This window comes from Paenibacillus popilliae ATCC 14706, from assembly GCF_000315235.1.
GTDB lineage: Bacteria > Bacillota > Bacilli > Paenibacillales > Paenibacillaceae > Paenibacillus_B > Paenibacillus_B popilliae.
Map to the genome: position 1 here is coordinate 1 of NZ_BALG01000469.1, position 280 is coordinate 280.

The following is a 280-nucleotide window of genomic DNA, read 5'->3' on the forward strand; positions in this document are numbered from 1 at the left end:
CCAAGGCCAAGCGAAATACGGCTTTGTTCCGCAAGGTCATTGAACCTGGCACCCGCAGGGAACGCTATGTGCCGTTGACTCCGGTCATGCTGATTCGTGAAGTTTTTAAGGAACTGACACGTCAAGCGACATCCGGTTTACGTTCCATTTCCATTCCGGAAATCGATATGAAGCGCCCTTATTCCACTGTTGATCGGAAAGGAAAGCAAGTGACCAAACAACGATACGTTCTGGTTGCTGCTGTCGTTGCCATGCGTTTGAAGGAAGACGAGCATCACGA

Annotated in this window: 1 protein-coding gene; it reads left to right on the forward strand. The window is 50.0% G+C overall.

The features are described 5' to 3' along the window. Positions 1 to 280 (forward strand): hypothetical protein (locus tag PPOP_RS18450; protein WP_042230055.1); only part of this gene is annotated, 280 nt, incomplete at both ends.